This is a genomic window from Nonomuraea phyllanthi (assembly GCF_006334985.2).
In the GTDB taxonomy this organism is placed as follows: domain Bacteria; phylum Actinomycetota; class Actinomycetes; order Streptosporangiales; family Streptosporangiaceae; genus Nonomuraea; species Nonomuraea phyllanthi.
The window spans coordinates 201,739-226,977 of record NZ_VDLX02000006.1 but is presented as its reverse complement, the minus strand read 5'-3'; the positions used below and the strand labels follow the sequence as shown (position 1 = coordinate 226,977).

Annotated in this window: 21 protein-coding genes and 1 riboswitch; of the genes, 4 read left to right on the top strand and 17 right to left on the bottom strand. The window is 73.4% G+C overall.

Features of this window, described 5'->3' with window-relative positions:
- Positions 1–114: 114 nt before the first annotated feature.
- Complete coding sequence (locus FH608_RS18205) at positions 115–1,779, top strand: glycosyltransferase family 2 protein (RefSeq protein ID WP_193318483.1); 1,665 nt, start codon at positions 115–117, stop codon at positions 1,777–1,779.
- Between the two features lie 31 nt (positions 1,780–1,810).
- On the opposite strand, the gene FH608_RS18200 is transcribed toward FH608_RS18205, so the two are convergent.
- The 5 genes from FH608_RS18200 to FH608_RS18180 all read right to left on the bottom strand — a co-directional run bounded on the left by FH608_RS18200 (position 1,811) and on the right by FH608_RS18180 (position 7,652).
- A complete protein-coding gene (locus tag FH608_RS18200; RefSeq protein ID WP_139631717.1) occupies positions 1,811–3,046 on the bottom strand; it encodes a cytochrome P450 family protein in 1,236 nt (411 codons plus the stop codon).
- A gap of 118 nt (positions 3,047–3,164) precedes the next feature.
- A complete protein-coding gene (gene thiC, locus FH608_RS18195) occupies positions 3,165–4,655 on the bottom strand; it encodes a phosphomethylpyrimidine synthase ThiC (RefSeq protein ID WP_139631716.1) in 1,491 nt (496 codons plus the stop codon).
- A riboswitch (TPP riboswitch) is annotated at positions 4,648–4,760 on the bottom strand. Its footprint overlaps the gene before it by 8 nt.
- A 72-nt stretch (positions 4,761–4,832) precedes the next feature.
- Entirely contained in the window at positions 4,833–5,663 is an 831-nt protein-coding gene (locus FH608_RS18190; RefSeq protein WP_139631715.1) for a carbohydrate deacetylase, read from the bottom strand.
- Positions 5,660–7,033, bottom strand: a complete 1,374-nt coding sequence (locus FH608_RS18185) for an MFS transporter (protein ID WP_139631714.1) — start codon at positions 7,031–7,033, stop codon at positions 5,660–5,662. Before FH608_RS18185 ends, FH608_RS18190 begins: the two co-directional genes overlap by 4 nt.
- A 151-nt stretch (positions 7,034–7,184) precedes the next feature.
- A complete protein-coding gene (locus tag FH608_RS18180; RefSeq protein ID WP_139631713.1) occupies positions 7,185–7,652 on the bottom strand; it encodes a MarR family winged helix-turn-helix transcriptional regulator in 468 nt (155 codons plus the stop codon).
- Positions 7,653–7,732: 80 nt separating this feature from the next.
- Between FH608_RS18180 and wrbA the strand changes: the two genes are divergently transcribed.
- From wrbA to FH608_RS18165, 3 genes are all read left to right on the top strand, one after another.
- A complete protein-coding gene (gene wrbA / locus FH608_RS18175) occupies positions 7,733–8,467 on the top strand; it encodes an NAD(P)H:quinone oxidoreductase (RefSeq protein WP_139631712.1) in 735 nt (244 codons plus the stop codon).
- The gene (locus tag FH608_RS18170) at positions 8,464–9,951 is read left to right on the top strand and encodes an MFS transporter (protein ID WP_139631711.1); all 1,488 of its coding nucleotides are present in this window, start codon (positions 8,464–8,466) and stop codon (positions 9,949–9,951) included. The genes wrbA and FH608_RS18170 overlap by 4 nt, the downstream gene beginning before the upstream one ends.
- A 77-nt stretch (positions 9,952–10,028) precedes the next feature.
- Positions 10,029–10,433 (top strand): type II toxin-antitoxin system VapC family toxin, encoded by a 405-nt coding sequence (locus tag FH608_RS18165; RefSeq protein ID WP_139631710.1) that lies wholly within the window; start codon positions 10,029–10,031, stop codon positions 10,431–10,433.
- 31 nt (positions 10,434–10,464) lie between these two features.
- Here the strand turns inward: FH608_RS18165 and FH608_RS18160 are convergent, their stop codons facing one another.
- From FH608_RS18160 to FH608_RS18105, 12 genes are all read right to left on the bottom strand, one after another.
- Positions 10,465–10,809, bottom strand: coding sequence for a hypothetical protein (locus FH608_RS18160; RefSeq protein WP_226899654.1), 345 nt, complete (start codon positions 10,807–10,809; stop codon positions 10,465–10,467).
- A 38-nt stretch (positions 10,810–10,847) separates the two neighbouring features.
- Entirely contained in the window at positions 10,848–12,521 is a 1,674-nt protein-coding gene (locus tag FH608_RS18155) for a sodium:solute symporter family protein (protein ID WP_193318482.1), read from the bottom strand.
- Positions 12,522–12,608: 87 nt separating this feature from the next.
- Entirely contained in the window at positions 12,609–12,854 is a 246-nt protein-coding gene (locus FH608_RS18150; RefSeq protein WP_139631708.1) for a hypothetical protein, read from the bottom strand.
- Positions 12,851–13,642 (bottom strand): class I SAM-dependent methyltransferase, encoded by a 792-nt coding sequence (locus tag FH608_RS18145; protein WP_193318481.1) that lies wholly within the window; start codon positions 13,640–13,642, stop codon positions 12,851–12,853. Before FH608_RS18145 ends, FH608_RS18150 begins: the two co-directional genes overlap by 4 nt.
- Positions 13,643–13,990: 348 nt before the next feature.
- A complete protein-coding gene (locus FH608_RS18140; RefSeq protein ID WP_139631706.1) occupies positions 13,991–14,743 on the bottom strand; it encodes an SDR family oxidoreductase in 753 nt (250 codons plus the stop codon).
- A 191-nt stretch (positions 14,744–14,934) separates the two neighbouring features.
- Positions 14,935–16,665, bottom strand: a complete 1,731-nt coding sequence (locus FH608_RS18135) for an L-aspartate oxidase (protein WP_139631705.1) — start codon at positions 16,663–16,665, stop codon at positions 14,935–14,937.
- A 94-nt stretch (positions 16,666–16,759) separates the two neighbouring features.
- The gene (locus FH608_RS18130) at positions 16,760–17,092 is read right to left on the bottom strand and encodes a WhiB family transcriptional regulator (protein WP_139631704.1); all 333 of its coding nucleotides are present in this window, start codon (positions 17,090–17,092) and stop codon (positions 16,760–16,762) included.
- A 2-nt stretch (positions 17,093–17,094) separates the two neighbouring features.
- Entirely contained in the window at positions 17,095–17,373 is a 279-nt protein-coding gene (locus tag FH608_RS18125) for a hypothetical protein (protein ID WP_139631703.1), read from the bottom strand.
- Between the two features lie 146 nt (positions 17,374–17,519).
- Positions 17,520–18,239: an alpha/beta fold hydrolase gene (locus FH608_RS18120; protein ID WP_139631702.1), complete on the bottom strand. Its 720-nt coding sequence runs from the start codon at positions 18,237–18,239 to the stop codon at positions 17,520–17,522.
- Entirely contained in the window at positions 18,236–19,198 is a 963-nt protein-coding gene (locus tag FH608_RS18115) for an alpha/beta hydrolase (protein WP_139631701.1), read from the bottom strand. Before FH608_RS18115 ends, FH608_RS18120 begins: the two co-directional genes overlap by 4 nt.
- 213 nt (positions 19,199–19,411) lie before the next feature.
- Positions 19,412–22,300, bottom strand: coding sequence for a helix-turn-helix transcriptional regulator (locus tag FH608_RS18110; protein WP_226899653.1), 2,889 nt, complete (start codon positions 22,298–22,300; stop codon positions 19,412–19,414).
- Between the two features lie 110 nt (positions 22,301–22,410).
- Entirely contained in the window at positions 22,411–25,179 is a 2,769-nt protein-coding gene (locus FH608_RS18105; RefSeq protein ID WP_139631700.1) for a helix-turn-helix transcriptional regulator, read from the bottom strand.
- Positions 25,180–25,239: the final 60 nt, after the last annotated feature.

Below are 25,239 nucleotides of genomic sequence, written 5' to 3'. Positions count from 1 at the left end.
AGTCTGAGCTGCGCAAATGCCGACTTTGTGAGTCAGAACACAGCTTTTTCCCAGGTAAGCGTCCTAAACTCGGCGCTCGCACAGATCCGGGCCGATACCCAGGGAGCCGCCAGCATGTCCGCCGAACCTGCCGTCGAGCGTGTGGAGGAGGCCGAGGACGGCGTGCGCCGGGTGCGCGGCAACGATTACCGCATGCTGCGTCCGCCGGAGCGGTTCACGCCCGAGCTGCGCGTCAGCGTGATCGTCCCGGCCTACGGCGCGCAGGACAAGCTGGACCTGGTGCTGCAGGCGCTGGCGCGGCAGACGTACCCGGCCGAGCTGACCGAGATCATCGTCGTGGACAACGGCAGCACGCCGCCCCTGCGGCTGCCCGAGGGCACGGCCGCCCGCCTGGTCGTGTGCGAGCAGCCGGGACGGGCCCCCGCCCGCAACGCCGGGCTCGGCGAGGCCACCGGCGACGTCATCCACTGGCTGGACTCCGACGTGGTGCTCACGCCCGGCGCGATCGAGGCGCACATGCGCTGGCACCACACCGCCCCTTACCTGTCCGTCACGGGATACATCCGCTTCACGAGCGCCCCGCTGCCCGCCGTCCTGCCGGACGACCTGGAGGCGGCGTTCGAACCGGCCCAGCCGCACGCCTGGCTGGTCGGCCTGGTGGAGCGGACGGACGGGCTCACGAACAACCCGATACGGCCGTTCAGCCTGCACGTCGGCGGCGCCACCTCCGTCAGCGCCCGCCTGGTCCGGGCCGCCGGCCCCATGGACGACGACCTGATCGTCGGCCAGGACACCGAGATGGGCTACCGGCTCTACCAGGCGGGCGCGGTGTTCGTGCCCGAGCCCCAGGCCCGCGCCTACCACCTCGGCCCGACCATGCGCATGCGCGACCAGCAGCGCATCGACCGGGTCAGCCACGCCTTCGTCGCCGACCGCATCCCCGCCTACCAGTGGCTGCGCACGCATCCGACCCGGCAGTGGAAGGTGCCGAACGTCACCGCCGTCCTGGACGGCACCGCGGGGTACGAGACCGTCCGCGCCGGCGTGGACGCGCTGCTCGCCTCGACCGTCACGGACCTGTCCGTCGTTCTGGTCGGTCCCTGGGACACCCTCGACCGCGACCGCCGCGCCCCGCTGAAGGACCCGAATCTCGACCTGGTGCTGGTGCACGGTCACTACGAGCACGAGAGCCGGGTGCACCTGGCGACCACGGAGGAGGTGCACCCGTCCGTCCCCTTCGTGCTGCGGCTGCCCCCGGGCCGGGTGCCCGGCGAGGACAGCCTGGCCAGGCTGCTGGCCCTGGCCCGCGCCGAGGGGCTCGGCCTGATCGAGGTGCTGCCGGCGGAGGCGCCCGAAGGGGCGGTCCCGGCCAGGCTCGAACGCGCCTCCTCCTTCGCCCGCGCCCGGCTCGTCGCCCGGCCCGGCGAGCCGCTCGACGACGCCGTGGCCGAGGTGTCCGGGGTGCGGCGGGTCGTCGCGGAGGAGTACGGGTTCGGCGACGAGCCGGGCGAGCTCCTCGGGCGGCGGGCCGCGTACAAGGCCAGGGTCCAGGCCCAGGCGGACGCGGCCCGGCTGGCGAAGGAGGCCGAGCGGCTGCGCGGCCAGGTCGCCAAGTGGCGGGACGAGGCGGCCCGCTGGCGCAAGAGCACCGTGGAGCTGCGCCGCGAGGTCGGCACGCTGCGCCGGCAACTGCGCGCGGCCCAGCGCCCCCAGGAGGGCGTGCGCGCCGTCCTGGCCCGCCGGATGAAGCGGGTCCTGACCGGGCGGACGCGCGGCTGACCGTTCGCCGGGCGGCACACGCCCGTGACGGTCAGGCGGCCTCGACGGGGCGCAGGCGCACGGGGAGTTCCTGGTGGCCGTTGCTGATGAGGGTGGGCACCGGCCGCAGCGTGCCGGGCGCCGCCGCGAGCGAGATGTCCGGGAAGCGCTCGAAGAGCCGGCTCAAGGCCTCCACGACCTCGAGGCGGGCCAGGGGCGCGCCGAGGCAGTAGTGCACGCCGTAGCCGAACGCCAGGTGGTCCTTGACCGCGCGGGTGACGTCGAAGGTGTCCGAGTCCGGCCCGTGCCAGTCCGGGTGGCGGTTGGCGGCCCCGTACGCGGCGAGAATGGGCTCCCCCGCGCCGATGACCTGCCCGTCGGGCAGCTTGATGTCGGTGACGGCGAAGCGCAGCGGCAGATATTTGATGGCGGGCTCGTGGCGCAGGGTCTCCTCCACCACGTCCTCCCAGGTGGCCCGGCCCGTCCGGACGAGGCGGAGCTGGTCAGGGGAGGTCAGCATCGCGAAGACGGCCTGGTCGATGACGTTGACGGTGGTCTCGTACCCGGCGTTGATCATCAGGATCAGCGTGTCGCGCAGCTCGTCGTCGGTGAAGCCGCCGCCGTCCGACTCCTCGTCGCGGGCCGCGATGAGCAGGGACGTCATGTCGTCGCCGGGACGGGCGCGCTTGGTGGCGATCAGCTGGTCGGTCCTCTCGAAGAGGCGCGCGGTGTTGGCCTGGGCCTCCTCGGGCGTCAGCGTGCTGTCGAAGACCCGGTCGACGATCTGCCGGAAATCGTCCCGCTGGTCCTCCGGCACGCCCATCAGGTGGCCGATCACGGTGATGGGCAGCGGGTAGGCGAGCCGCTCGCGCAGGTCCACCACCTGGCCGGCGGGCACCGCGGCGAGGCCGTCGAGCAGCTCGGTCACCACGGACCGGATGACCGGCCTCAGCCTGGCGATGCGGCGGGCGCCGAACGCGGGTGCCACCATCCGCCGTAACCTGCGGTGGTCGGCGCCGTACGCGGTGAGCATGCTCTGCACCTCGATCCACAGGGCGAGCGGCCACGTGCGGATCGTCTCCTTGAAGTCGGGGTAGTGCGTGCGGCCGTCCTTGGAGACGTCGGGGCCGGTGAGCATGCTCTTGAGCAGGGCGGGGTCGGAGACCGCCCAGGCGCGCAGGCCGAGGATGTCCACGGGGGTGGCCGGGCCGCGAGCCCGCAGCGCCCGGTACTCCGCGTGCCGGTCGGCGCCGGTGGGATCGATGACGAACGGGACGGGCTCGGACATGTGTCGCCTCCTTCGGGTCGCGGCAGCGCGGCGGGCGCGCGGCCACCGTGTGCGGATACACACGGTGGACCGGGCAGCCCTGGCCACATGTGACAGAAGGCCGGCTGTGACGTGGATCTCATCCGAGCGCGCGCAGGTCGTGGCTGATCCGCATGGAGCAGAACTTCGGCCCGCACATCGAGCAGAAGTGCGCCGACTTGGCGGGTTCGGCGGGCAGGGTCTCGTCGTGGTAGGACCGGGCCGTGACGGGATCGAGCGACAGGTCGAACTGGTCCTCCCAGCGGAACTCGAACCGCGCGTCCGACAGCGCGTCGTCCCACGCCTGAGCCTGCGGGTGCCCCTTGGCGAGGTCCGCCGCGTGGGCGGCGATCTTGTACGTGATCACGCCCGTCTTGACGTCGTTCCTGTCGGGCAGGCCGAGGTGCTCCTTGGGCGTGACGTAGCAGAGCATGGCGGTGCCGTACCAGCCGATCATGGCCGCGCCGATGGCCGAGGTGATGTGGTCGTAGCCGGGCGCGATGTCCGTCACCAGCGGGCCGAGCGTGTAGAACGGCGCGTCGTCGCAGAGCTCCCGCTGCAGGTCCACGTTCTCCTTGATCTTGTGCATGGGTACGTGGCCGGGGCCCTCGATCATGACCTGGACGTCGTGCGCCCGGGCGATCCCGGCCAGCTCCCCCAGCGTGCGCAGCTCGGCGAACTGGGCCTCGTCGTTGGCGTCCGCGATCGACCCGGGGCGCAGCCCGTCGCCCAGCGAGTACGACACGTCGTAGCGGGCCAGCAGCTCGCACATCTCGTCGAAGTGCTCGTACAGGAAGCTCTCGCGGCGGTGCGCCAGGCACCAGGCGGCCATGATGGAGCCGCCGCGCGAGACGATGCCCGTCTTGCGGCGGGTGGTGAGCGGCACGTGCGCCAGCCGCACCCCGGCGTGCACGGTCACGTAGTCGACGCCCTGCTCGCACTGCTCGACCAGGGTGTCGCGGTAGACCTCCCACGACAGCGCTTCGGGGCGGCCTTTCACCTTCTCCAGCGCCTGGTAGATGGGCACGGTCCCGACCGGCACCGGCGAGTTGCGGATGATCCACTCGCGGGTCTCGTGGATGTCGTCACCGGTGGACAGGTCCATGATCGTGTCGGCGCCCCAGCGGGTCGCCCAGGTCATCTTCTCGACCTCCTCCTCGATGGAGGAGGTCACGGCCGAGTTGCCGATGTTGGCGTTGATCTTCACGAGGAAGTTCCGGCCGATGATCATGGGTTCCGACTCGGGGTGGTTGACGTTCGCCGGGATGATGGCCCGGCCGGCCGCGACCTCCTGCCGCACGAACTCGGCGGTGACGCCCTCGCGCACCGCCACGAACTCCATCTCCTTGGTGATCAGCCCCTTCCTGGCGCAGGCGACCTGCGTCACCGGCTGCCCGGCCGCCCGGCGCCCGGCGATCCACGCCTCGCGCAGGTGCGGCAGGCCCCGCCGCACGTCGGTCTCCACGGCCGGGTCGGTGTACGGGCCCGAGGTGTCGTACAGGCTCACCTCCGTGCCGTCCGACAGCCTGATCCCGCGCATCGGCACCCGCAGGTCACCCGTGTAGATCTTGGAAAAGCGCGCGCCACTCATCGCGCAAACTCCCTTCGCCGGCATTACCCGGAGCAGGTTCTGGCGGTCGGCGGCTGTCAGCCGTCCTCTCAGCCCGGTCCGCACCGGGCTCCCGCGTTGGACGGCGAAGATCGTACCCCGACCGGACCTTGCCCCAAACATGGCGATTCGTTCCGGATGCGGCGCTCGTTCCCGGGCCTAGGCCCACCAGCCTCCGGCGAGCTCGACGCCCTCGCTCTCCAGGGCGCGGTGCCAGACCGGATCCCGCAGCAGCCGCGTCTCCCAGGTGCGGACGACGCCGTCAGGCCCCGTGACCGCGTCCTCGCGGGACGGGTGCAGGAACAGCTCGCTCGTGCCCTCGGGGAGGGCGGCGAGCCGGCGCAGGTAGTCGTCGCGCAGCTGCTCGTACGTGCCGAGGTCGCGTGCGGTGCGGCGGTTGGTCGCGATGGTCCGCGGGAGGGACACGCCGAGCGCGTCGGCGAGGGCGACCGCCTGCTCGTGCGCCGCGGCGAGCGGCGGCGGGAGCGGCCCGCCGAAGTACGGCTCCGGATCGCGCGGCAGGCGGAAGGCGAGGCCGTGGCGGGCGCACCACTCGAGCGCCTCGGCCAGCCACGACCTGCCGTGCAGGCCGTAGAGGGTGCCGGCGTGGGAGTCGGCCGCCACGGGCGCGGGCCCCCGCTCGCGCATCCAGCGCAGCTGCGCGTCAGCCTCGCGTACGACGTCCCGCGCCTCGCCGCGGGCTCCGAGCGCGAACGGGTCGTCGCTGAGCGTCCCGTCCGGATCGACGAGGCTCGCCGCGCCGTCGAGCGGCCGCCAGCGCGGCAGCCCGCCCTCGCTGGTGAGGGTCACGTGCAGCCGTGGTACGACGCCGAGCTTCCAGACCTGGCCCGCGGCGCGCTCGGCGTCCGGGGAGACGCAGATGAGCGTGGTGGCCGTGACATGTCCCTCGGCGAGCAGCGCGGCGATGACGTCGTTCGTGCCGGGTTCCCGGCCGAGGTCGTCGGCCGTGATCACGACGCGGCGGGTCATCGGGGGTGCTCCACGGCGGACTCCTCCACGGGGTCGGGGGGCGGTTCACTCGCCTCGGGCGGCGTCTCGATCGGCACCGAGACGAGCCGCGCCCCGATCGCGCCGATCGCCGTCAGCACGAACGGGTACACGCATAAGTAGACCCGGAACGCGAACCCCGGGTCGGCGCCGGGGTCGTCGCCCGAGTTGTAGCCGAAGAACACGCCCAGCGAGGTGAGAGCGAGCCCGGTCACGATCCCGTTGAGCCGGCCGAAGAAGCCGAACGCGGACAGGAAGAGCCCCTCGCGGTGCTCGCCGTTGCGTGCCGCGTCGGCGTCCAGCACGCGGGCGACGATGAGGTCGTTGGTCGCGAGCATGCCCGACCACCCGGCGCCGACGAGCACGCCCGCGGCGATCGCGGTGACGAGGTCCACGGCGAAGAACAGCGCCGCGAAGCCGGCGGCGAGGACCGCGAAGGCGAGCCGCCAGGTCCACAGGGCTCCGCGGCGCGCGACGACGCGCGTCCACGCCACGAGGCCGCCCGCCGAGACGAGGATGACGATGCCCTGGAGGTAGAGCGCGTTCCCGACCGGGAGCCCGAGCGAGTAGCGGACGTACAGCTGGATGCCGGAGAGCACGAGCGCCATGGCGATCCCGTAGCAGGCGCCGGTGAGCCCGACCGTCCAGAACATCGGGTTGCGCACGATCGACCACACGCTCGGCAGCAGCCGCGGCCGCTCGCGCGTGGAGTAGCGGGGGCTCTCGCGCGCGCCGAGCGCCATGAACACGATCACGACGAGGGCGACCGCGCCGTAGATGATCGCCGTGGTCCTGAAGCCCTGGGTGGACTCCTCGGTGCCGAACACCTGCGTCGTGAGCAGCGGGGTGACCGCGAGCGAGATCACCAGCGCCACGAGCTGGAAACCCTGGCGCAGGCTGTTGGCCACGGCGCGGTCGCGCTCCCGCGGGTAGAGCTCGGGGAGCAGCGCGCCGTAGTTGGCGTTGAGCATCGAGTCGAACGCCTCGCACAGGATCGCGAACACCGCGAACCAGAGCAGCAGCCCCATGCCCCGCAGCGAGGCCGGCGCGGAGAAGAACGCGATCATGCAGGCCGCCAGCATCGGCGCGCCGACCAGCAGCCACGGCCGCCGGCGGCCGAACCGGGTTCTGGTGCGGTCGGAGAGGTGGCCGAGCAGCGGGTTGTCGAGCGCGTCGATGACCGCGTAGATCGCCATGACCGCGCCGTACGCGCGTACGTCGAGCCCGAGGATGTCGACGTAGAAGAGGATCATCGATCCCTTGATCATGTTGATCGGGATGGAGGTGCCGAACATCCCGATGGCGTAGCGCCACGCGGGGGTCCGCCCGGGGGCCGTACCGGACTGGGGCACGCGATCACCTTCCCTGCTGGAGCCGGCCCGGCGCGTGGTCCGCCGTCGCGGGCATGTGCACCATTGTGAGGCTTCCTCACGCTCCGCCGGAACGGCCGTAGCCGTACTCGCCCGGGCCTTCAACGCCCGGGCGGGCTGCCGCGCGCCCGCGTCACGCGGGGGCGCGGCGGCCGTGCGAGGGGCGGGGCTGCCTGGTGTCCACGTTGCCGGCCAGGGTCCGGAGGACGCCGGGCAGGTCCCCCACGGTCTGGGCCGGCAGGCCGGTCACGGTCTCCTCCGCCAGCGTGCACCACAGCTGCTTGACCTGGTCGGCCAGCGCCCTGCCGCTGTCGGTGAGCTCGACGACGCTGGCGCGCCTGTCGGAGGGCGCGGGCGTGCGGGTGATGTGGCCGGAGGCTTCGAGCTTGCGGGTCATGAGCGTGACGCTGGGCGGCTCGCAGCCGATCGCCTCGCTGATCTGGGCCTGGATCATCGGGCCGGTCCTGGCGAGCTCCAGCAGGAGCACCTCCTGGCCGGGGTGCAGACCGAGCGGGGCCAGCAGCGCCGCGGCCCTGGCCCGGTGGCGCAGGCTCAGGAGGCGGATGGCCTGGTTGACGGCGTCGGCTTGCTCGAAGTCCACGGGCTGCTCCTTGACATATTAGTTATGTGCATAATATTTATCCGGATAACTAATCCTACACCGACATCGAGGGGTCCGACATGACCGTGAAGGTCGCCGTCATCTACTACAGCGCGACAGGCAGCGTCCACGCGCTCGCCCAGGCCGTCGCCGAGGGAGCCACCTCGGCCGGCGCCACCGTACGGCTGCGGCGGGTCGCCGAACTGGCGCCCGACAGTGACATCGCCGGGAACCCGCGGTGGCGGCGGCACGCCGACGCCACCGCGTCGATCGCCGAGGCCACGGTCGAGGACCTGGCGTGGGCGGACGCGTTCGCGTTCGGCACGCCGACCCGGTTCGGCGCGCCGGCGGCGCAGCTCAAGCAGTTCATCGACCAGGCCGTCGGGCTGTGGCGGGAGGGCGGGCTGGCCGACAAGCCGGTGACGGCCTTCACCTCGGCGTACAACCGGCACGGCGGCAACGAGGCCACGATCCTGTCGCTGGCCAACGTCTTCTACCACTGGGGGTCGCTGATCGTCCCGCCCGGTTTCACCGACCCGGCCGTGTACGCCGCCGGCGGCAACCCCTACGGCGCGTCGTTCGTGAGCGGCGAGGCACCCGGCGACGGCCCCGACGCCGCGACGCTGGAGGCGGCCCGGTACCAGGGACGGCGGCTGGCCGAGATCACGATCCAGCTGCGGGGGAACGGCCGCGTCACCGATGACGCGGCGAACGGTGCGGCCGCAACCGTCTCCCGGGCGGCGGCGGACGGCGTCAACGGAACCACCTCATCGCAGGTGGCGGAGAGCGGCCGGCTGGCGGGGAGGGCGTCATGACGGCCACCGGCACCGCGGCCCGGCGGGCCAGGCCGCACGCCGGCCCCGGCTGGATGGTCATGGCGCTCGCGTGCGCCGCCCAGTTCATGGTGATCCTGGACGCGTCCATCGTGAACGTCGCCCTGCCCTCGGTCCGCGAGGACCTCGGCTTCACCTCCACCGGCCTGGCGTGGGTGGTGAACGGCTACCTGCTCACGTTCGCTGGCCTCATGCTGCTGGGCGGGCGCGCCGCCGACCTGTTCGGCCCGCGCCGGATGCTGGCCGCGGGGCTGCTGCTGTTCTCCGCCTCCAGCCTGGCCGGCGGCCTGGCGACCGCCCCGGAGGTGCTGGTTGCGGCGCGCGTCGCGCAGGGCGTCGGAGCCGCCATGATGGCCCCGGCGACGCTGGCCGTGATCAACATCTCCTTCACCGAGCCGAAGGCGCGCGCGAAGGCGTTCGGCGCGTGGTCGGCCTCGGGCGGCGTCGGCGGGATGGCCGGCGCGGTCGCGGGCGGCGCCATCACCACCGGCCTGTCGTGGCGGTGGGTGTTCCTCATCAACGTGCCGATCGGCGCGGTGCTGATCGCGGTGGCCCTGCTGTCACTGGCCGGCGCGCGGACCGGCCGGCGGGAACCGCTCGACCTCACCGGCGCCGTCACCGGGACGGCCGGGCTCGCCGCGCTGATCTACGGGGTCATGCAGAGCGCCGATCACAGCTGGACGTCCGTGCCGGTCGCCGGTCCCGTCGTGGCGGGCCTGCTCCTGCTCGTCACCTTCACCCTGATCGAGGCGCGTTTCGCCACCCGGCCGATGGTGCCGCTGCGGCTGTTCAGGATCCGGGGGGTGGCCGCCGGCAACGGCACGCTCGTCCTGTTCGGCGGGATCACCATCGCGATGTGGTACTTCACGTCGCTCTTCCTGCAGAACGTCCTGGGCTTCAGCGCCCTCCAGGCCGGTCTCGGGCAGACACCGGCGGCCGTCACGTTCGCGGTGGTCGCGCGGTGGGCCGCCACCCTGCTGCCGCGAACCGGGGTGCGCCCGCTCATGCTGGCCGGCAGCGCCTGCTTCCTGGCCGGTTTCGGCTGGCTCGCCCAGGCCGGCGCCGGCAGCGGCTACGTCACGGGCGTGCTCGGCCCCACCCTGCTCGTCGCGGCCGGGATCGGGCTGGTCTTCCCCACCCTCATGGCCGCCGCGACCGCCGGCGTCCCCGAAGGCGACGCGGGGACCGTCGGCGGCCTCGCCAACACCGCCGGCCAGGTGGGCGGGTCTGTAGGGCTGGCGGTGCTGGCGACGGCCGCCGGCGGCCGGGCCGCGTCGGAGGCGGGCGGCGGCTCCCTGGACGCCGCGCTCGCCGCGGGCGCCAAGGCCGCATCGGAGGCCGCCGGGGCTCCCCCGGCCGCCGCCGCCCTCGCCGCCGGCTACGACCTGGTCTTCCTCATCGCGGCCGGGCTGGGCGTGGCGATCGCGGCGGCCAGCCTGCTGCTGCCGCGCCACCGACGCGACTGACGCCCCGTGCCCATCCGCGCTCGCTGCCCGCGCGTACGACCCGCGCCACGGGGGCGGTTCTGTGGAAGGGTGCTCGCATGACACGCTTCGTCATCGACGCTCCGGTGGCCATCCGGCTCGCGGCCGACCGCTCGGAGATCCCGGCGGGCCACGCACTGCTCGCCCCGACGCTGATGCGATCGCAGGCACTGGCGCTCCTGTACGGCTCCGTCCGCCGGGGCGAGACCGACGAGCGCGCGGCGAAGAAGATCCTGGACGGCATTCGCGCGCTGCGCGTCCGGCTGCTCGGCGACCGGGTGCTCCAGGCCGTCGCCTGGGAGGTGGCCGGCACGCTCGGCTGGCCGGACACGTACAAGGCGGAGTACATCGCGCTGACCCGGCTGCAGGCGGACGCGCTGGTGACGTTCGACGACGAGCTGGCCGGGGCGGCGGGCACGCTGGTCACGACCGCGTCCCTGGCCGACGTCCTCCGATCGTCATGATCCGCGAGCTCGCCAGGTGACGCCCCGGGGATCATGCCGATCCGGTGGCGTCGGTCTTCTCCGCGGGCTCCGCGGGCGCTTCGACGATCACCGGGTTCAGGCGTACGGAGACCGCGAAGGCGGCGGCGACGACCACCATGCCGAGGCCGGCCCACAGGTTGGCGTTCACGTCGCCGGTCTTGGCCCGGTCCGCCGCCGTGTCCACGACCAGACCCATGGTGATCAGCACGATGCCGTAGAAACCGATGAGCCCTCCGATGACGACGCGGATGTCGAAGGCCCCGGCCTTGCGCCTGCCGGTGGCGGGCGCCGCACCGGGCTCGCCGTCGTCCTCGCCCGCGCCGCCGTACCGGCTCCTGGTGGGTTGTTCGTTCATGTCTCGGCTCCTAACCAGCGTCAGCGAAAGAACGGTGATCAGCGGAAGATCAGGTTGAGCGCGGTGACGAGCACCAGGGAGATGCCCGCGAGCTTGACCGGCGCCCGGTACCAGGGCAGCCGGCTCGCCGACGGGTCGGTGCGCCGTGCCTTGGGCGTCTCCGAGAAGACGAGCCCGCCCAGCTCGCTCGCCGGCTTGGGCGCGGTCACCACGCTGACCAGGATGCTCACCACGATGTCGACGACGAACGCTGTTCCGGCGGACACGAACGCCGTTCCCTGCCCTGGCAGGTTGATGGCGCCCATCTCGTTCAGAACCCACACGGCGACCGCGCCCAGCGTCCCGGACACCAGTCCCACCCAGCCCGCGGTCGCGGTCATCCGCTTCCACAGGATGCCGAGGATGAAGGTGGCGAACAGCGGGGCGTTGAAGAAGCCGAACAGGGTCTGCAGGTAGGTCATCAGGTTGCCGTAGCCGGCGGCGATGAACGCGGTGCCGACGGCCAGGAGCGTCGCGCCGACCGTGGCCCAGCGGCCCACCTTCAGGTAGTAGCCGTCGGAGCGGCCCTTCTTCACGTACTGCTGCCACAGGTCGTAGCTGAAGACGGTGTTGAAGGCGGAGATGTTGGCCGCCATGCCGGCCATGAACGCGGCGAGCAGGCCCGCCAGCGCGACGCCCAGCAGCCCGTTGGGCAGCACGTCGCGCATGAGCAGGAGGATCGAGTCGTTGTACGTCACCCCCGCGGCCTGGTCGCCGGCCTTGAGCCGCCCCACCTCGGGCACCAGCACCCCGGCGATCATGCCGGGGATCACCACGACGAACGGGATGAACATCTTCGGGAACGAGGCGATGACGGGCGCGCTGCGCGCCGCCGACATGGAGTGGGTGGCCATGGCGCGCTGGACCTCGACGAAGTTCGTGGTCCAGTAACCGAAGGAGAGCACGAAGCCCAGGCCGAAGACGATGCCGATGACGGACAGGACCGGGCTGTCGAATCCGGCCAGCTCGCTGCCCGGCCACGTCTTGAGCTGCTCGGCGCCGCCGCCCACGGCCGCCCCCACCTTGGCGATCAGCCCGTCGACACCGCCGACGCGGTGCAGCCCGATGAGGGTGAGCGGCAGCAGCGCGGCGAGGATGACGAAGAACTGCAGGACCTCGTTGTAGATGGCCGCGGACAGCCCGCCGAGGGTGATGTAGCTGAGGACGATCGCGGCGGCGAGGAGCAGGGCCACCCACAGCGGCCAGCCGAGCAGGCCGTTGACCACCGTGGCCAGCAGGAAGAGGTTGATCCCCGCGATGAGCACCTGGGCGAGCGCGAAGGTGATCGCGTTCACCAGGTGGGCGCCGGGGCCGAAGCGGCGGCGCATGAACTCGGGGACGCTGCGCACCTTGGACCCGTAGTAGAAGGGCATCATCACGATGCCGAGGAAGAGCATCGCCGGGACGGCGCCGATCCAGTAGTAGTGCATGGTCGGCATGCCGTACTCGGCGCCGTTGGCCGACATGCCGATCACCTCGACGGCGCCGAGGTTGGCCGAGATGAAGGCCAGCCCGGTGATCCAGGCGGGCAGCGACCGCCCCGACAGGAAGAAGTCGAGACTGCTGGATACCCTCCGGCGCGCGGCCCATCCGACCAGCAGGACCACGGCGAAGTAGACGAAGATCAGCCCATAGTCGACGATGGTGGCGCCGATCCTCAATGGGGTGTCCACGGGGATTGTTCCTTTCCGGTCAGATGGTGCGCTGCGCCGACAGGACGCAGGCGTGGGTAAGGCGGCGCCCGCGCCGGGCACGGCTTCCTATTCGCGTCCAGCGTCGGTGTCCCGATCACCGCGACGGACGTCTTCCTCCAGCACCTCGACCGCGTCGAGCAGCCCCCGCAGGCCGACCTCCTCGCGCTCGGCGTCCGTCGGGTCGAACAGCCAGTCGGTGACCGGCAGGTTCGGATCTTCCTCCGCGTGGCTCGCCCGGGCGCGGGTCAGCTCGACCTCGACCTCGACCTCGAGCTCGTACAGCGTCTCTTCTTCGCCGTTCGGAGTGGTCATCTTTCCTCCATGCGTGGGTTGAGTGGGTGACCGGCGGGCCGGCTGACGGCGTGGACCAGCCGCACGGTGATCTGGTCGGCGGCGAACAGGCGGGTGAAGCGCTCCCCCTGGTGCGCCGCCAGCGCGTAGGCGGGGTCGGCCCGGTGGCGGGTCGCGACGACTGCGGCGACCTGCTCGGCCCGTCGCGACCAGGACAGCGGCGCCTGGCTGGTCTGCTCGGTCTGCTCGACGACCTCGAACCCGGCACCGGCGAGCAGCGCGAGGAGTTCCCGCTGCGTCGGGAAGTGGTTGCCGTCCGGGGCCGGAAGGAGCTGCGGTCCTCGGGCGACGACCACCAGGAGTCCCAGCGAGGCGCCGGGCCTGAGCACCCGGTGGATCTCGCTGAGCACCGTGGCCTTGTCCTGTACGGTGCACAGCATCCCCAGGCACCAGGCGGCGTCGGCCGAACCCGTACGGAGCGGGATCCGCCGGCCGTCCCCCGCGATGACCGGCAGTCCGAACAGCCGGGTGGCGGCCCGGCACGCGGTGGGCATCGGTTCGAGCAGGATCGGCCGGACTCCGAACCGCTCGGCCGCCCAGGCCGCCGGGCCGCCGGCTCCGGCACCCACGTCCAGCAGCCTGACTCCCGGGGACAGGTCGCACGCCTCCGCCAGCCAGGCCAGTGCGGCGGGGCTCGCGCTGCCGCGGCAGGCGGCCGGTATGGCGTGCCGCTCCCCGAGCTGCTCGACGGCGTCCGCGGTCCACCCGGCGACGTCGTCGAACTCGGCGACCATCGCCGATGCGGTCACAACAGAAACTCCTGTCCAGTCCATGGTGCTGCGCGGCCCGCCGGTCGCTCCGCGATGACCGGCCCCCGCCCAGGCCCGTCCACGACGCCCGCCGTTCCGGAGCCCAGGACCGCTCAGAGATCCGGCGTGCGCTCAGAGGTCTCGGCATGCGCTCGGAGGTCCGGAACGCACTCGGAGGCCCGGCACAGGGGACCAGGCCCGGCACAGGGGACGGAGGCTGGCGCAGGAAGCCAGGGCAGGAGCCCAGGTCCGGCGCAGGAAGCCAGGGCAGGAGACCAGGGCCGGCGCCAGGGCGGGCGAAGGGTGTGGCGGTCCTTGCGCCGCACGGAGGACCACCACTGTGCCGGCCTACTGGCCGGAGGCGGCCAGCCAGTCGCGGTAGCTGATCTTGCCGAGCGTGGCGGCGCCCTCGTCCGGCACCAGCGTGCGCTCACCGGGAACGCTGCCGAAGTAGCGCGCCTGCGGGTCGGTGACGACCTCGCGGGGGTCGTTCCAGGCGGCAAGGGCCTGGCGGAAGAACTCGTCCATCTGGTACACCTCCGGCCCGGCCACCTCGACCCGGCCGTTCAGCGGCTTCCCCGCCGCGGCGCGGCTGACGGCCTCGGCGACTTCCTCGCCGGCGATGGGCTGGAAGCGCACCGGCGCGACGTGCACCTTGCCGTCGACCATGCCGTCGTCCGCGATGCCGCGGGCGAACTCGAAGAACTGCGTCGCGTGCACGAGCGTGAACGGGATGCCGGACTTCTCGATCAGCTGCTCCTGCACGATCTTCGCCGCGAAGTAGCCGTTCTCCGGCAGCTTCTCGGTCCCCACGATCGACAGCGCGACGTGGTGGCCGACGCCGGCCTTGGCCTCGGCCGCCAGCAGGTTGCCGGTGGAGGTCTTGAAGAAGTTCATCACCGCTTCACGCTCGAACGACGGGGAGTTCGACACGTCCACCACCACGGAGGCGCCGGCCAGCACCTCGTCCAGCCCCTCGCCGGTCAGCGTGTTGACACCGGTGTTCGGGGAGGCCGGGACCGCCTCGTGCCCGTGGTCCGTCAGCTTCTTCACCACCTTCGACCCGATCAGACCGGTCCCGCCGATTACCACGATCTTCATGACGTGCCTTCCTCGTTCGCCGGGGTGCTTGGTCACCCCGGTCGCCAGCTAAGACAGGGCAGCTCCGGGCTTTGTGACAGCTGCCGCGAAATTCTTGTCGTCCAGGCCCGCGTCAAGGACGGCGAGCCTCCCGGACACCGGACGATCGGGTGGCCGCCCCCGCCGGTGACAGGAACGGGGACGGTGACGGGCTACTCGACGAGCTTCCCGTCGCTCGAGACCTCGCGCATGAGCGCCGCGATCTCGGCCGGTATCGGCGGGATGGCCTCCCGCTCCACCGCCCCCGGCCCCGACCACACGAAGTTGACCTGCAGCGCGGGGTCGAGCTCGGGGTGGTCGGAGCGGTTGTGGCAGCCGCGCGTCTCGCGCCGCTCCAGCGCCGTCTCGATCGTCGCGCGGGCGGCCAGCGCCGCCGACTTGAGGTCGAACGCGTGCGCCAGGTCCTGGAAGCCGGCGATGTCCGGGTGCACGCCGGCGTTCTCCACGCGCGCCTCCACCGCGTCGAGCTCGGCGAGTCCCTTCAGCAGGCCGTCCTCGTCGCGCACCACGCCGGCGTGCTCGGTCATGACGTCGCGCAGGGCCCGCTGCAGCGCCCGTACGTTCTCGGGGCCGTCGGCGGCGAGGAGCCCGTCGACCTCGGCCCGCGCCTCGTCGAGCGCCTCGGCCGAGCGGCGCTGGGCGTCCAGGCCCGCGGAGTACTCGGCCGCCGCCTGCCCGGTGATGCGGCCGAAGACGAGGAGTTCGATGAGGGAGTTGCCGCCGAGGCGGTTGGCGCCGTGCAGGCCGCTGGCCGCCTCGCCGATCGCGTACAGGCCGTCGACGTCCGTGCCGTGGTCCTCCGAGCGCACCCAGACCCCGCCCATCGAGTAGTGCGCGGTCGGCGCGATCTCGATCGGCTCCTTGGTGATGTCGAGCATCTGCAGTTCCAGGAGCGTCTGGTAGACGCGGGGCAGCCGCGTCATGATCGTTTTACGCGGCAGGTGCGACACGTCCAGCCAGACGCCGCCGTTCGGGGTCCCGCGGCCCTGCTTGATCTCCGTGTACGCGGCCAGCGCGACGCGGTCACGGGTGGACAGTTCCATCCGCTCCGGGTCGTACCGCGACATGAACCGCTCCCCCACCGCGTTGCGCAGGATCCCTCCCTCGCCCCGCGCCGCCTCCGAGACGAGGGTGCCGGCGGCGTTCTCCGGCGCGATGAGGCCGGACGGGTGGAACTGCACCAGTTCGGGGTCGCGGATCCGGCAGCCCGCGAGGACGGCCAGGCGGAAGGAGTCGCCGGTGTTCTCGTCGCGCCGGGAGGAGGTGCGCCGCCAGATCCGCGTGTGCCCGCCGGCGGCCAGGATCACCGCGTCGGCGTGGATGACGTAGCGGCTGCCGTCCACCATGTCGAACCCGTACGCGCCGAAGACCGCGTTGTCGCGGACGAGGATGCGCGTGACGTACACGGTGTCGAGGATGGGGACGTCGAGCTGCGCCGCCCGGTTGATCAGGGTGCGCTGGATCTCGAGCCCGGTGTAGTCACCGGCGTACGCGGTGCGCCGGTAGGTGTGGGCGCCGAAGAAGCGCTGCGAGATCCGGCCGTCCTGCTCCCGGGCGAACGGCATGCCGTAGCGTTCGAGGTCCTCGATGCCGCGCGCGGCCCCTTCGGTGACGATACGCACCGTTTCGGGGTTGGCGAGGAGGTAGCTCTCCTTGAGGGTGTCCGCGGCGTGCTGCTGCCAGCTGTCCTCGGGGTCCATCGTGGCGAGCGCCGCGTTGATGCCTCCGGCGGCGAGCGAGGTGTGGGCGTCCGCCTTCGGCCGCTTGCCCACCGCGAGGACGTCGACCCCGCGCTCGGCGAGCTCGATGGCGGCCCGCAATCCGCCTCCTCCTGTGCCGATGACCAGGACGGATGTGGCGATCCGGTGTTCCGGCGAATGCATGATGCTCCTTTGCCCGCATCGACGAAAGCCATTCCGGAAGCCAAGACCGGCCGGCGGCGCAGTTTGTGACACCCGCCCCGGTCCTGCGCCCCGGTCAGGCGGTCGCCTGGCGCAGGCGCGCGCGAATCCGGCGGCGCTCGTCCGGGGTGGTGCCGCCCCAGATGCCGTCCGGCTCGCCGGTGCGCAGGGCCCAGGCGAGGCAGGCCGGCTGTACGGGACACGTCCGGCAGATGCGCTGCGCGCGTGCCTGGTCGCCGGACCGGCTGGGGTGGTCGTCCCAGGTGAACGGGAAGAACAGCGCGGGGTCGGCGTCCCGGCAGGCGGCGCGGGCCGCCCAGCGCACGGGTGGCCGGGGGTCGTGGGTCTGCGGGGCCTCATGGGTCTGGTGGGCCCGACGCGTGCTCTGGTGGGTCTGCTGGATGGTCATGATCACCGCCTGGTGAACGATGGTGCGTGGGTCGGCAGGGGGCGCCCGCTCCCGGCGCCGGGCGGCTGGAACGAGGGGCTGCTCTCCAGCTCGGTGATCGCGGCCAGGATGCCGCGCAGCCCGACCCGCTCGCGCTCGCTCTCGGCGGGATCGAGCAGCCACTCGGTGATCGGTAAGTCACCGGTGTGCTGCGCCTGGCTCACCTCGGCCATGGCCAGCGCGAGCCCCACCACGACCTTGAGCTCGTGCAGGACGTTGTTCTCACCGGTCGGATCGCTCATCTTTCCTCCGGGGGTGCTGACGTGGATGGGGGCCCTCGCCTCACCGAGGCGAACGGGGGCGAAACGGGGGTAAGGGGTGGCGAGCGGGGGCGGCCTGCCCGGCCCGCCGCGGCACCGGAAGCGGGGCCGGGGCGGGCGCGGGAGCGTCATCCCCGCACGTGGTCGACGGCGTCGAGGACGGCGGCGGCCACGGCGTCGGGCTGCGAGGCCGCGAGCGCGTGCGAGGCGCCCGCGACCTCGCGGGTCCCGCGCGAGCCGGCGCGCTCGGCCATGAACCGGAGCGCGGCGGCCGGGATGTTGAGGTCGCGTTCCCCGTGGACGAACCAGGACGGCGTGCCGCGCCAGCCCGGCTCGTCCGCCGTCAGGGCGTCGGTCAGGGCCCGCTCGGTCACCGGCCGCTGGGTCGCCGCCATCAGCGCGGCCTCCCCGGCGTCGAGGTCGGCGCAGAACTGGTGGTGGAACTTGTCCGCGGCGATCCGGAACTCGTTCCCGCCGGTGGCGACCGGGTACGCCTCCAGCGCGGTGGCGAGCGAGCTGCCCTCGAACTTGGCGGACAGCAGGAACGCGTTCTCGCCGGTGTCAGGGGCGAAGGCGGCGACGTAGACCAGGGCGCGCACGGCCGGGTTGCCGGCCGCGGCCTGGGTGATCACCATGCCGCCGTAGGAGTGGCCGACCAGGACGACGGGCCGGCCGAGGCCGGCGATCACGTCGCGCACGTAGGCGGCGTCGCCCTCCACGCTGCGCAGCGGGTTGGCGGCGGCGACGGCGTGCAGCTGGTTGCTGTGCAGGCGCTGGATGACCCGGTTCCAGCTCGCGGACTCCGCGAAGGCGCCGTGGACCAGGACGATGGCGGGCTGCTCGCTCATGAGCGTACCTTTCCGGTGTTGAGTGCGAACGTGAGGACGTCGATGGCCTGGGCGGTGGCGGCGCGCGCGGCCCGGGTGTCGCGGAGCGGGTTGAGCATCATGAAGTCGTGCAGCGTGCCGTTGTAGCGGACGCTCGTGGTGGGCACCCCCGCCTCGGTCAGCTTGCGCGCGTACGCCTCGCCCTCGTCGCGCAGCACGTCGCTCTCGTCGACGATGACGAACGCGGGCGGCAGCCCGGCGAGGTCCTCCAGGCCGGCGCGGAGCGGCGAGGCGGTGATCTCGGCGCGCTGGGCGGGGTCGGTGGTGTAGGCGTCCCAGAACCACGCCATCGCCTTGGCGGTCAGGTACGGGCCGTCGGCGAACTCGCGGTAGCTGTCGGTGTCCTGGGCGGCGTCGGTGACCGGGTAGTACAGCGACTGGTGCACGAAACGCACGTCTCCGCGCCACTTGGCGAGGATGGTCAGCGCGGCGGTCATGTTGCCGCCCACCGAGTCGCCCGCCACGGCCAGGCGGGAGGCGTCCAGGCCCTCCTCGGCGCCGTGCCGGGTGATCCACTGGGCGGTCGCGTACGCCTGCTCGATCGCCACCGGGTAGCGCGCCTCGGGCGAGCGGTCGTACTCCACGAAGACGACCGCCGCGCTCGCCCCGACGGCGAGTTCGCGGACCAGCCGGTCGTGCGTGCCGGCGTTGCCCAGCACCCAGCCGCCGCCGTGGACGTACAGGACCGCGGGCAGCGCGCCGGAGGCCCCGGCGGGCTTGACGATCCGCACCCGCACGTCGCCGACGCCGGCCGACACCGTGATCCACTTCTCGTCCACCTCGGGCATGTCGACCGGGGCGGCCTGGAGGTCGTCGAGCACCTTGCGGGCGCCGTCGGTTCCCAGCTCGTACAGGAACGGGGGCTTGGAGGTCGCCTCGGCGAGCTCACGCGCCGCCGGCTCCAGAATGTTCATGCTCATGCAGATATCTCCTTTTCCCAGATGGTGCTCGGTCCGGACCTCGCCGACGCCCGCGTCGCGTCGTCCGCGCGGGCCTTCGGACCGGTGATGTGCTGATCGGCGGGAGACACCTCATCCCGCTACGAAGCACTCTGCCGGGAGGAGGCGCCGGTCGTACCCGGGTGACCCACGGGGCGCACCCCGGGGGGTGGCCCGGGGGTGGCCCGGGGGTGGCTACGCCCTGCTGCCGGCGCCCTGCAGCTGCCTGCGGGAGGTGACGCCGAGCTTGCCGAAGATGTTGCGCAGGTGCCATTCGACCGTGCGCGGGCTGATGAAGATCCGGGTGCCGATCTCCGGGTTGGTCAGGCCCTCGCGGACCAGCCGGACGATCTGGGCCTCCTGCGCGGTGAGCTCGCCGCTGGTCTCGACGGTGCGCCTGCGGGCCTGCTCGCCGGTGGCCAGCAGCTCGCGCTCCGCCCGCTCGGCGAACGCCTCCATGCCCATCGCGGTGAACGCTTCATGGGCGGTGCGCAGCTGCTCGCGGGCGTCGCGCTGGCGGCGCTCGCGGCGCAGCCACTCGCCGTAGACCAGGTGGGCGCGGGCCAGCTCGCCCCGGATCGCGGTACGGCCGAGCCGGTCGATCGCCTCGCGGTAGTGCGCTTCGGCGGCCGGGTCCGCGCTGACCAGGGCCCGCGAGCGCGCCTCGATGCCCCGTGCCCAGTCCGTGCCGCTCGGCCCGGTCAGCCGGCGGAGCCGGCGGAAGGCGTCGGCGGCACGCTCCGGCTCGCCGCTCCTGACGGCCGCCTCGACGTACTCCGCCAGCGCCCAGCCCACCGCGGCGCTGGTGTCCCGGTGCGGGTGATCGGCGGCGTCGGCCGCGGCGGACAGGGCGTCCTCGTACCGGCCGAGGCTGTTGCCGAGCAGCGCCTTCGTCCACCCCCCGACGATCAGCGCGCTGCCCTCGCCCCGGCGGACCGCCTCCGCGACCACCGTCTTCATCAGCCCGGCGTGGTCGGCCTCGTGGCCCCGCCAGGCGGCCACGGTCAGGGCGCCGTAGGCCGGGCACGGGATCCCGACGGCCTCCGAGACCGTCCTCACCTCCTCGACCAGCGAGGCGGCCGTGGTGAGCTCGCCCGCGAAGGCGTCCACGGCGATGCGGGTCGTCAGGGCCAGGGGCAGCGCCGTGGCCTGGTCGCTCTCCCTGGCGAGCCGGAGGTGCCGGGTGGCGAGCAGGTCCCAGGTCTCGCCGTCCCACGACGTCGCGGCCGACGTGCCGGCGAGCCAGAGCCAGTCCAGCCCCTCGTCCGAGGGGAGGTCGTCGGCCCGGAAGGCGGCCAGCGCCGGCTTGAGTCTCGGCACCCCGGCGGCGTGGCCCTCGCCGATCAGCGCGGTCAGGCCGTCCAGCAGCAGGTCCGCGGGGCGGGCGGGCCCCGCGGGCGGGGGCACGGACCGCGCGGCCTCGGCCGCTTCGAGCTGGCCGCAGCCGGTGGCTTGGGGGCCGGCGAACAGCGCGGCGCTGATCGCCTCCAGGTACGCCTCGCGGGCCAGCGGCACGTCGTGCGGTTCGAGCTGCTGGGCGGCCTTGAGCAGCAGGGCGGGGGCGTCAGCGCCGCGGTCCGTGGCGAAGGCGATCTGGGCGCGCAGCAGGTCGGCCCGGCCGCGCCGCGACCGGTCGAGCGGGCTCGCCTCCGCGATGGACAGCAGCCTCAGCGCGGCGCTGGGCGTGCCGGCGTGGTGGGCCGCACGCGCGGCGGCCAGCGCGCGCTCCTGGCGGCGGGCCGGATCGGGGGTCAGCTCGACCGCCCGCGCCAGGAACGCCGCCGCTGCCGCCAGCCCGCCCCTGGCCCGTGCCCGGTCGGCGGACCGCTCCAGCTGCGCGGCGACGTCCTCGGCCGGGCCGCGGGTGCCCTGTGCCGCGTGCCAGGCGCGGCGGTCGGGATCGGCCCGCGGATCGGTGGCCTCGGCCAGCGCCCGGTGCGCGCGGCACCGCTCCTCCGGCGAGGCCGCCCAGTACACGGCCGAACGCACCAGCGGGTGCGGGAAACGTACCTGATGGTCGATCTGCACCAGCCCGGCGGCGATGGCGGGCGTCGCGGCCTCGATGCCGACGGACAGCCGGTCGGCCGCCCGCCACAGCAGGCCCGGCTCGCCGCCCGGCTCGGCCGCCGCCACCAGCAGCAACCGCCGCGTCTGCGGCGGCAGCGCCAGGAGCCGCCGCTGGTAGACCTGCTGGATCCGGCCCGTCAGGGCGCGTGAGCCCGGCAGGCCGAACCCGCCCGCGAGGTCGATCGGGGTGCGGTCCTTCGGCAGCTCCAGCAGCGCGAGCGGGTTGCCGCGCGTTTCTGCGACGATCCGGTCGAGCACCCGCTCGTCCCACGGCCCGGGGAGCACGGAGCGCAGCAGCTCCCGCGCGGCGTCGTCCGGCAGGCCGGTCACCGCCAGCTCCGGCAGGCCGGTCACCGCCGGCTCCTGCGGGCCCGCCGGCTCCGACGCCTCGTCCGGCACCCGGGCGGCGAAGACGATCGCCACCGACTCGGCCCGCAGGCGGCGCGCCGCGAACGCCAGGGCCTGCACGGACGCCCGGTCGAGCCACTGCACGTCATCCACCAGGCACAGCAGCGGCTGGTCCCGGGCCGCCTCGGCCAGCAGGCCGAGCGTGGCCAGGCCGACGCGGAAGTGGTCGGGCACCTGATCCGCGCTCAGCCCGAAGGCCGCGTGCAGCGCGCCGCGCTGCGGCGGGGCGAGGCGCGCGAGGCCGTCGGCCATCGACGCGCACAGCTGGTGCAGCCCGGCGAAGACCAGCTCCATCTCGGGCTGCACGCCCGCGATGCGGCACACGCGGAACTCCCGTGCCCGCTCGGCCAGGTGGTCGAGCAGCGCCGTCTTGCCCACTCCGGCCTCGCCGCGCAGGACCAGCGCGCGGCTCCCACCGCGCCTGACGGCGTCGAGCAGCTCGTCGAGCTGCTCGTACTCGGCGCGACGCCCCCGCAACATCGCCGTCACCGGCCGTCGCGCCGGGGGGAGGGCGCCGCTGTTCCCCACCTCGTCGCGGGCCAGGCTGAGGCCCGCGGGGTCACGGTCCGTCTCCGGCGACAGGTCGTCCTCATGATCCGCCTCTTTCACCACGAATCGGATGTGTTCCGAGGCTTGGACCGGGCGGGCCCCCGATCTGTGACACGTTCGTGCTGGTACGGGAGGCTCCGCGGAGGGCGACCGTCACCGGTCGCGGGCGATCAGGCCGTGGCCGCCGTGCCTTTCAGCAGCGTGGTGCGGATCTGCTTGCGAGAGGCGATGCCGAGCTTCGCGAACACCTTCCTTAAATGCCATTCCACCGTGTGCGGGCTGATGAAAAGCTGGGCCCCGATCTCGGGGTTCGTCAGCCCGTCGCCTGCCAGGCGCGCGATCTGCGCCTCCTGGGCGGTCAGCGTGGTGCCCACGTCGGCCGGGCGCTTGCGGATCGTCTCGCCGGTGGCCTGGAGCTCGCGCCGGGCGCGTTCGGCGAACGCCTCGACCCCGATCTGGCTGAGCGTCTCGTAAGCGACGCCGAGCTGCTCGCGCGCGTCCACGCGGCGGTTCTCCCTGCGCAGCCACTCGCCGTAGAGCAGGCGGGCGCGGGCGTACGTGATCACGACCCTCGTACGGCCGAGCCGCTCGACCGCCTCGCGGTAGAGAGCCTCGGCGGCCGGTCCCTCGCTCACCTGGGCGCGCACGGCCGCCGACATGCCGAGCGCGTAGTCGCCGCCGGCGGACTGGGCCAGCTCGTCCAGCCGCCGGGCCACCTCGGCCGCCCGCGCCTGCCGGCCGCTCCGGGCGGCGGCCTCGACGAGCTCGACCATGGACCTGATGGCGAGGCCGAGCTCCTGCGGGTTCTCGTAGCCCTGCTCGGCGGCGACGTACGCCTCCTCGTAGCGGCCGAGGCCGTTGCAGAGCACCGCGGTCGCCCACTGGGTGGCGGTCATCACCTTGCCCTCGCCCCGCAGGACGGTGTCGCGGGTGACCGTGTCGATCGCCTGGCGCGCCGAGGCCTCGCGGCCCCTCCACGGCTCGATCACCATGGTCACGTACTGGGGGATGAAGCGGCTGCCGGTCGCCTCGCCGATCGCCGCCGCCTCGGCGGCCAGCGAGTCGGCGACGGTCAGCTCGCCGGCGAGGACCTGGGCCGACACGTGCAGGAGGATCGCCGACGGCAGCACCGACAGCGCGCCCATCTCGCGGGCCAGGTCGATCAGCCTCGCCGAGAGCGTCATGTAGGCGTCGAAGTCCCAGGTGTTGAAGGCCATGCGGCTGGCGAGCGGGAGCCAGCCGAGGCCCTCCTCCCGGGTGAGGTCCTCGGTGCGGAAGGCCGCCAGGGCCTGCCGCACCATCGGCAGGCCCGCCGCGAAATCTTCGGCGGTCATCAGGGCCAGGCCGTTCACGAGCAGATCGTCGCGGGCCGGCGGGGGTCCCGGTGGCGCGGCGAGTGCCGCCTGCGCGACGTCCAGCAGCTGGACGCCGCTCGACACGCGGCCGGCGGTGAGGGCCGCGTAGAGCGCGTCGCGGTACGTCTCGCGGGCCAGCGCGGGATCCAGCGGCTCCAGCCGTTCGGCCGCCTTGAGCAGCAGCGGCAGGGCGGTGCGGGCGCTTCTGGACGCGAGCACGATCTGGCCGCGCAGCAGGTCGGCCCGGGCGAGCTCGCGTTCGTCGAGGGGGCTGAGCTCGGCGGCGTCGAGCAGCTCCAGCGCGGCGTCGTATCCCCCGGCCTGGTGCTTGGCGCGGGCCGCGGCCAGCGCCCTGGAGCCCCGGCGGGCGGGATCGGGGGTCAGCTCGGCCGCCCGTTCCAGGAAGGCCGCGGCCGCCGCGACGCCGCCGCGCGCCTGCGCCCGGTCGGCGCAGCGCGCCAGCTCGGCGGCCACCGCCTCGTCCGGGCCGGCGGTCGCGTTGGCCAGATGCCAGGCCCGGCGCTCGGGGTCGGCCCGCGGGTCGGTCGCGTCGGCCAGCGCGCGGTGCACGCTCTGCCGGTCCTCCGGGGCCGCCACGCGGTAGGCGGCCGAGCGCACGAGGGGGTGGCGGAAGCGCACCCGGGTCCCGATGGTGATCAGGCCCACGGCCTCCGCCGGGGCCGCGGCGCCCGCGTCGATGCCCAGCAGCTCCGCTGCCCTGGTCAGCAGAGTCACATCGCCGACCGGCTCGGACGCCGCGATGAGCAGCAGCCGCTGCGTCGCGGCCGGCAGCGACCGGACGCGACGCAGGAAGCTCTGCTCGATCTGGTTCGCCAGCGGGCGCGCGTCGGGCCGCCCGAACCCGCCGGCCAGCTCCGCCGGCGTCAATCCGCGCGGCAGCTCCAGCAGCGCGAGCGGGTTGCCCTGCGCCTCGGCCACGATCCGGTCCCTGACCCGCTCGTCCAGCCGCCCGGGGGTCACGGAGTCCAGCAGGGCGCGGGCGTCGCTGTCGCTCAGCCGCCCCACCTCCAGCGTGGGCAGCCCCGTCAGCTCGGCTTCGAGGTGGGACTCGCGTACCGCGAGCACCAGCCCGATCGGCTCGGCGAGCAGGCGGCGCGCGACGAACGCGAGGGTCTGCGCGGAGACCCGGTCCAGCCACTGGGCGTCGTCGATGAGGCAGACCAGCGGCTCCTTCTCGGCCACGTCGGCGAGCAGGCTGAGCACCGCGAGCCCGACCAGGAAGCGGTCCGGCGCGCTGCCCGCGCTCAGGCCGAACGCGGTGCCGAGCGCGTCGCGCTGCGGCTCCGGCAGGCGGCCGAGGTGGTCGAGGAACGGGGCGCAGAGCTGGTGCAGCCCGCCGAAGGCCAGCTCCATCTCGGACTCCACGCCCGCCGCCCGGGCGATCCGGCAGCCGGACGCGCCGGCGCGCACGTGCTCCAGCAGCGCCGTCTTGCCGATGCCGGACTCGCCCCGCAGCACCAGGACCGAGCTGTGACCGTCCTGAACCGTCGCCACGAGCTGGTCCAGCGTCTCGCACTCGGGCTGCCGGCCGCGTAGTTGCGGACCGGGATCCCTGCTCGCCATGACATCGCCCCCGCCGACCGTGTTCGCGCAGGCCATCCGTGCCGCTGGGCGTCCGAATGG

Excerpts from the sequence above, each read along its gene's own strand:
- FH608_RS18165 (WP_139631710.1), top strand. The coding sequence starts at position 10,029 with ATGACACGCTTCGTCATCGACGCTCCGGTGGCCATCCGGCTCGCGGCC.
- wrbA (WP_139631712.1), top strand. The coding sequence starts at position 7,733 with ATGACCGTGAAGGTCGCCGTCATCTACTACAGCGCGACAGGCAGCGTC.
- FH608_RS18190 (WP_139631715.1), bottom strand. The coding sequence starts at position 5,663 with ATGACCCGCCGCGTCGTGATCACGGCCGACGACCTCGGCCGGGAACCC.
- FH608_RS18105 (WP_139631700.1), bottom strand. The coding sequence starts at position 25,179 with ATGGCGAGCAGGGATCCCGGTCCGCAACTACGCGGCCGGCAGCCCGAG.
- FH608_RS18150 (WP_139631708.1), bottom strand. The coding sequence starts at position 12,854 with ATGACCACTCCGAACGGCGAAGAAGAGACGCTGTACGAGCTCGAGGTC.
- FH608_RS18120 (WP_139631702.1), bottom strand. The coding sequence starts at position 18,239 with ATGAGCGAGCAGCCCGCCATCGTCCTGGTCCACGGCGCCTTCGCGGAG.
- FH608_RS18200 (WP_139631717.1), bottom strand. The coding sequence starts at position 3,046 with ATGTCCGAGCCCGTCCCGTTCGTCATCGATCCCACCGGCGCCGACCGG.
- FH608_RS18130 (WP_139631704.1), bottom strand. The coding sequence starts at position 17,092 with ATGACCATCCAGCAGACCCACCAGAGCACGCGTCGGGCCCACCAGACC.
- FH608_RS18170 (WP_139631711.1), top strand. The coding sequence starts at position 8,464 with ATGACGGCCACCGGCACCGCGGCCCGGCGGGCCAGGCCGCACGCCGGC.
- FH608_RS18135 (WP_139631705.1), bottom strand. The coding sequence starts at position 16,665 with ATGCATTCGCCGGAACACCGGATCGCCACATCCGTCCTGGTCATCGGC.
- FH608_RS18140 (WP_139631706.1), bottom strand. The coding sequence starts at position 14,743 with ATGAAGATCGTGGTAATCGGCGGGACCGGTCTGATCGGGTCGAAGGTG.
- FH608_RS18125 (WP_139631703.1), bottom strand. The coding sequence starts at position 17,373 with ATGAGCGATCCGACCGGTGAGAACAACGTCCTGCACGAGCTCAAGGTC.
- FH608_RS18205 (WP_193318483.1), top strand. The coding sequence starts at position 115 with ATGTCCGCCGAACCTGCCGTCGAGCGTGTGGAGGAGGCCGAGGACGGC.
- thiC (WP_139631716.1), bottom strand. The coding sequence starts at position 4,655 with ATGAGTGGCGCGCGCTTTTCCAAGATCTACACGGGTGACCTGCGGGTG.
- FH608_RS18115 (WP_139631701.1), bottom strand. The coding sequence starts at position 19,198 with ATGAGCATGAACATTCTGGAGCCGGCGGCGCGTGAGCTCGCCGAGGCG.
- FH608_RS18160 (WP_226899654.1), bottom strand. The coding sequence starts at position 10,809 with ATGAACGAACAACCCACCAGGAGCCGGTACGGCGGCGCGGGCGAGGAC.